This is a genomic window from Cellulosimicrobium cellulans (assembly GCF_001722485.1).
GTDB lineage: Bacteria > Actinomycetota > Actinomycetes > Actinomycetales > Cellulomonadaceae > Cellulosimicrobium > Cellulosimicrobium cellulans_A.
In genome coordinates, this window is the sequence record NZ_LWGL01000173.1 from 1 (window position 1) to 6,081 (window position 6,081).

Consider the following 6,081-nt stretch of genomic DNA (forward strand, 5'->3'; position numbering starts at 1 on the left):
GCCGAGCCCGAGCACCGGCCCGGCGCCGACCCCCTGCGCTGCCGCGACCGCGACCATCGTCGCCCCGCCCACGAGCGCGCACGCACCGGACAGCACCCGCAGCGCGCCAGGACGACCGGACCGCGCCGTGCCGTCCTGGCGCATCGCCTCCACCGGGCGGACCAGCGCCGCGTGCCGGGCGGGGACCGCCGCCGCGACGACGGACACGACCACCCCGACGAGCAGCGGGACGACGACGCCCGCCGTCGTCACGGGCAGCGCCCCGTCGAGCTCCATGCCGACAGCGCCGAGGCCGGAACGGGCGAGCTCCGCGAGGCCGAAGCCGGCACCGACGCCGAGCACGGCGCCGACCGCGCCGACGACCGCCGCCTGCGCGATGACCGACCAGAAGACCTGGGCGGGCGACGCCCCGACCGCACGCAGCAGCGCGAGCTCGCGCATCCGGCGGCGCACGTGCATGGCGAACGTGTTCGAGATGAGGAACGTCCCCACGAACAGCGCGAGCGCCGCGAAGACGAGGAGGAACGTCGACACGAACCCGAGCTGCTCCGTGATGGCGTCGGTGGTCTCGGCGCGCAGCGTGTCGCCGGTGACGGCCTCGACCCCGGCGGGGACCGTGTCGGCGAGCGCGTCGCGCAGCTCCTGCGGCGAGGTGCCGTCGGCGGCGTGCACGGCGACCGTGGGGACGAGGCCGTCGGGCGCGTACGTCGCCGCGGCCGTCACGGGGTCGAGCAGGACGATCGTCGCGCCCGCCATCGGGGCGGACAGCGAGACCTCGCCCACCACGTCGACCCGCAGGACGTCGTCCCCGAGGACGACGTCGGTCCGGTCGCCCACGGCGAGCCCCGAGGCCTCGAGCGTCGCGGACTCGAGCGCGACCTCCCCGGCGTCGCGCGGCGCGCGGCCGTCCACGACGCGCGGCCCCGGGTCGCGCGGGTCATGGGCCGTGGCGAAGCTCGGCGCCTGCGTGCTGAGCACCGCGGTGCCGTCGGCGCCCACGAGCACGGCCGGGCCGCTCACCTCCGGCAGTGCGAGCTCCACGTCGTCGCGCGCACCGACCGACGTCGCGAGGTCGGCCGGGACGAGGGCGCGCGTCGCGTCCGCGGGCGCCGCCCCGGGCGGCGTGGCACCCGCCGCGGCGCCGTCGGTCGTGACCGTCCCGCGCAGGTACACGTCGGCCTGGACCGAGGACGCGACGATGTCGTCGAACGTCGCGGAGAGCATCGCGCGCAGCGCGAACGTCCCGGTGACGAACGCGACGCCGATCGTCACGGCGAGCACCGACAGGACGAGCTGGGCGCGGTGCGCGTTCACGCCGCGCAGCGCGATCCGGCCCATCATCGGACGACCGCCGCAGCCTGCTCGGTCCCGAGCCCGGCGGCCGCGGCCGGTCGGGCGGGGGTGATCGCGCCGAGGGCGTCGAGCACGGCCTGCGGGGACGGGTCGAGCAGCTCGCTCACGACCCGGCCGTCCGCGAGGAACAGGACGCGGTGCGCGTACGACGCCGCGACGGGGTCGTGCGTCACCATCGCGACCGACTGCCCGAGGTCGTCGACGGACGCGCGCAGGAACGTGAGGACCTCGGCGGCGGACCGCGAGTCCAGGTTGCCCGTCGGCTCGTCCGCTAACACGACGGCGGGGCGGGACACGAGCGCCCGCGCGCACGCGACGCGCTGCTGCTGGCCGCCCGACAGCTCGGCGGGACGGTGCCCCAGCCGCGGGCGCAGCCCCACGGCGTCCACCACCCGGTCGAACCACTCGCGGTCCACGGGCCGGCGCGCGATCGCCAGAGGAAGGGTGATGTTCTCCTCCGCCGTGAGCGTCGGCACCAAGTTGAACGACTGGAAGACGAAGCCGATCCGCGTCCTGCGCAGCCGGGTCAGGCGTCGCTCGCTCATCGCCGAGACCGTCTCCCCGTCCACCACGACCGTCCCCGCCGTCGGGGCGTCGAGGCCGGCGAGGCAGTGCATCAGCGTCGACTTGCCGGAACCCGACGGCCCCATGATCGCCGTGAGCCGTCCCCGCTCGAGGTCGACGTCGACGCCGTCGAGCACGCGCACGCCCGCCGCTCCCCGCCCGTACGTCCTGACCAGGCCCCGGCCCGTCACGACCGCCGAACCGGACGCCGTGCTGCTCATCTGTCCTGCCCTCCTGTGCACCGGGCCCGGCGTGCCGCCGGGTCATGCCCGACCCTCCCGTCGTGCGGTACGGCGCGGCATCGGGGGAGGGCCCGGACCCGCCCCTGGTCGTCCCCTCAGGCGGCGTCCGGGTCGCGCTCGGGGTGCTCTCAGGGAGACTCCCCAGGTGTAGGCTCGTGGGGAACGACAGGGGAGCTCCCCGGGAGCTGAGAGTGCGGACCACCGCAGACCCTCGAACCTGATCCGGTTAGCACCGGTGGAGGAAGTCGGGATCTCGACCACCCGTGCGCGCACCGGCCGTCCGGCCGTGCGCGCGGCGCGTGGAACCCCTCCTGAATGTCCAGGGAGGACACGTTGCGACACATCACGACCCGGTCCACGACCGGCCGCGCCCGCACGCTCGCCGTCGCCGGCGGGACGAGCCTCGCGCTCCTCGCCCTCGCCGCGTGCAGCGGTGACGACGGCACCGAGGGCACCGGAGGGGGCGACGCCGCGGGCGGCGGGACCGTCACGCTCGTCACGCACGACTCCTTCGCGGTGAGCGAGGACGTCCTCGCCGCGTTCGAGAAGGAGAGCGGGCTGACGGTCGAGCAGGTCGCGCCCGGCGACGGCGGCGCGCTCGTCAACCAGCTCGTGCTCACGAAGGACGCGCCGCTCGGCGACGCCGTCTTCGGCATCGACAACACCTTCGCCACGCGCGCGATCGACGAGGGCGTCCTCGAGCCGTACACCCCGGCCGGGCTGTCAGACTCGGCGGCCGAGTACACCATCGGCGACGGCGAGCTCACGCCCGTCGACCTCGGCGACGTGTGCATCAACGTCGACCACACGTGGTTCACCGAGCAGGGGATCCCCGAGCCCGTGACGCTCGAGGACCTCACGAAGCCGGAGTACGAGGACCTGCTCGTCGTCACCAACCCCGCGACATCGTCCCCCGGGCTCGCGTTCCTCCTCGCGACGGTCGGAGCCTTCGGCGAGGACGGGTGGGAGGACTACTGGGCCGACCTGCGCGACAACGGCGTCAAGGTCGTCGACGGCTGGTCCGACGCCTACTCCGTCGACTTCTCCGGCGGCGAGGGCGCCGGGCCGCGCCCGCTCGCCCTGTCCTACTCCACGTCGCCCGCGTTCACGCTCACCGAGGACGGCACCGCGTCCACCACGGGGGCGCTGCTCGACACCTGCTTCCGGCAGGTCGAGCACGCCGGTGTTCTCGCGAACGCCGAGAACCCCGAGGGCGCCCGTCAGCTCGTCGACTTCCTCGTCAGCGAGGCGTTCCAGGCCGACGTGCCCGAGCAGATGTACATGTACCCCGCCGACGACTCCGTCGCGCTCCCCGAGGGCTGGGCCGAGTTCGCGCCGCTCGCCGAGGAGCCGTTCGACGTCGCGCCCGAGGACATCTCGGCGAACCGCGACGAGTGGATCCAGGCGTGGACGGCGACGGTCGTCGGCTGACCTGCGCCGTCTCCGGGGTCGGGGCGGCGGCGGGGACGGTGCCGGTGCTCGAGGCGGCGGTGGGAGCGCCGCCGGGGCTCGGGCTACCATCCGCGCCGCTCGTCCCTCGCGTCGCTCCCGCCAGGCCCGCCACGCCCTTCGCCTCCGACGCCGCCCCCACCGCCTCTCCTGCCGTCTCGCCTCCGTCCGCGGCGAGCGGGCCCGACGCAGGGAGGCCGGCTCCAGAGGCCTCCGCACCACCGAGCGGGGTGCTGTCGTGCTGAGGGCAGGCCAAGGGCGGCGCGGCGCAGTCGGGCGCGGGGTGCTGTGGGGGGTCGCGGCGGCGGTGCCGCTGGCGTTCCTCGGGGTGTTCTTCGCGTGGCCCGTCGCGACGCTCGTCGCGCGCGGGTTCGTCGCCGACGGCGCGCTCGACCTGTCCGGGTTCGCCGAGACGTTCTCCGACCCGCGGACGTGGCGCATCCTCGGGCTCACGCTGTGGCAGTCCGTGCTCGGGACGACGTTCTCCGTGCTGCTGGGCGTGCCCGGCGCGTACGTGCTGTACCGGTGTCGGTTCCCCGGGCGGCGCGTCCTGCGGGCGCTCGTCACCGTGCCGTTCGTGCTGCCGACCGTCGTCGTCGGCGTCGCGTTCCGCTCCCTGCTCGTGCAGGGCGGGCCGCTCGGGTTCCTCGGGCTCGACGAGACGTTCGCCGCGATCGTCCTCGCGCTCGTGTTCTTCAACTACTCCGTCGTCGTGCGCACCGTCGGCGGGCTGTGGGAGCACCTCGACCCACGCGCCGAGCAGGCCGCGCGGGCCCTGGGGGCCACGCCGTGGCGCGCGTTCCGCACCGTGACGCTGCCCGCGCTCGCGCCGGCGATCGCGAGCGCGGCGTCGATCGTGTTCCTGTTCTGCGCGACGGCGTTCGGCATCGTCCTCGTCCTCGGCGGCATCCGCTACGGGACGATCGAGACCGAGATCTGGGTCCGGACGACGCAGTTCCTCGACCTGCGCGCCGCCGCGGTGCTGTCGGTCGTGCAGCTCGTCGTGGTCGCGGCCGCGCTCACCGTCGCCAACCGGACGCGCGCCCGCCGAGAGCGTGCGCTGCACCTGTCCGCGGCGTCGAGCGCCGCGCAGCCGCTGCGGCTGTGGCGCGACGGTCGGCCCACCGGCAGCCTCGTCCCGGCCGCGCTCACCGCCGCTGTGGTGGTCGGGCTCGTCGGGCTGCCGCTCGGCACGCTCGTCGTGCGGTCGCTGCGCACGCCCGACGGGGGGTGGGGCCTCGACAACTACGCGAACCTCGGCACGACGGGCGGGCGCAACGCGCTGTCCGTGACCGTGTGGGAGGCCGCGGGGAACTCGCTGCGCACCGCGGCGCTCGCGACGCTGCTGGCCGTGGTCGTCGGCGGGCTCGTCGCGCTCGTCGTGTCCCGCCGGCCGCGCTCGCGCGCGGGGCGGCGCGCCGTGAGCGCCCTGGACTCCGTGTTCATGCTCCCGCTCGGCGTGTCCGCCGTGACCGTCGGCTTCGGCTTCCTCATCACGCTCGACCGGCCGCTCGGCCTCGACGTCGACCTGCGCACGTCCGGCCTCCTCGTGCCGGTCGCCCAGGCCGTCGTCGCGATCCCGCTCGTGGTCCGCACCGTCCTGCCGACGCTGCGGGCCATCGACCCGCGCCTGCGCGAGGCCGCCGCGACGCTCGGCGCGGCTCCCGGCCGCGTGTTCCGCACCGTCGACGCCCCGATCGCGGCGCGCTCGCTCGGGCTCGCCGTCGGGTTCGCGTTCGCCGTGTCGCTCGGGGAGTTCGGCGCGACGTCCTTCCTCGCTCGCCCCGACACCGCGACCTTGCCCGTCGTCGTCTTCCGGCTCATCGGGCGGCCCGGCGCGGAGAACTACGGCATGGCGCTGGCCGCGAGCGTCGTGCTGGCCCTGCTCACCGCGACCGTGATGCTGCTCGCCGAGCGGTTGCGCGGCGACCGTCCCGGAGGAGAGTTCTGATGGTGCGACCAGTACCCACGGAGGCGCCGGCGCCCGTGCGGGTGGACGAGGCCGTGGGCCCGGCGCGCGGGCTCGAGGTGCGCGACGTCGTCGTGCGCTACGGCGGTCAGGGGCGCCGCGACCCCGGCACGACGGCGGTCGCGGGCGTCTCCCTCGACGTCGCCCCCGGCGAGGTGCTCGCCCTCCTGGGGCCGAGCGGGTGCGGCAAGTCGAGCCTGCTGCGCGCGGTCGCGGGCCTCGAGCCGGTCGCGTCCGGCACGGTGGCGTTCGCCGGGGACGACCTCGCGGGCGTGCCCGTGCACCGGCGCGGGTTCGGGCTCATGTTCCAGGAGGGACAGCTCTTCCCGCACCGGGACGTCGCGGGCAACGTCGCGTACGGGCTCGCGGGCAGGCCCCGCGCGGAGCGGGACGCGCGCGTGCGCGAGCTGCTCGACGTCGTCGGGCTCGCCGGGTACGAGCGGCGCCCCGTCGCGACCCTCAGCGGCGGCGAGCGCCAGCGCGTCGCGCTCGCGCGCTCGCTCG

Annotated in this window: 5 protein-coding genes and 1 riboswitch; of the genes, 3 read left to right on the forward strand and 2 right to left on the reverse strand. The window is 75.8% G+C overall.

Translation table 11 applies throughout. The annotated features are described in order from the left end of the window. Nucleotides 1-1,341, reverse strand: a 1,341-nt coding sequence (locus tag JZ5iCDA_RS14630; RefSeq protein ID WP_253182109.1) for an FtsX-like permease family protein, incomplete at its 3' end; no start/stop codon positions are given. Further along, a complete protein-coding gene (locus tag JZ5iCDA_RS14635; RefSeq protein WP_069387821.1) occupies nt 1,338-2,138 on the reverse strand; it encodes an ABC transporter ATP-binding protein in 801 nt (266 codons plus the stop codon). The genes JZ5iCDA_RS14635 and JZ5iCDA_RS14630, both read right to left, overlap by 4 nt. Before the next feature lie 178 nt (nt 2,139-2,316). Beyond that, a riboswitch (TPP riboswitch) is annotated at nt 2,317-2,420 on the forward strand. Between the two features lie 54 nt (nt 2,421-2,474). On the opposite strand from JZ5iCDA_RS14635, the gene JZ5iCDA_RS14640 reads away from it, so the two are divergent. The 3 genes from JZ5iCDA_RS14640 to JZ5iCDA_RS14650 form a co-directional block, all read left to right on the forward strand. Beyond that, nucleotides 2,475-3,590, forward strand: a complete 1,116-nt coding sequence (locus JZ5iCDA_RS14640; RefSeq protein WP_069387822.1) for a thiamine ABC transporter substrate-binding protein — start codon at nt 2,475-2,477, stop codon at nt 3,588-3,590. Between the two features lie 256 nt (nt 3,591-3,846). Next, nucleotides 3,847-5,559, forward strand: a complete 1,713-nt coding sequence (locus tag JZ5iCDA_RS14645; RefSeq protein ID WP_069387823.1) for an ABC transporter permease — start codon at nt 3,847-3,849, stop codon at nt 5,557-5,559. Next, the coding region (locus JZ5iCDA_RS14650; protein ID WP_139123136.1) for an ABC transporter ATP-binding protein at nt 5,559-6,081 on the forward strand (523 nt) is incomplete at its 3' end. The genes JZ5iCDA_RS14645 and JZ5iCDA_RS14650, both read left to right, overlap by 1 nt.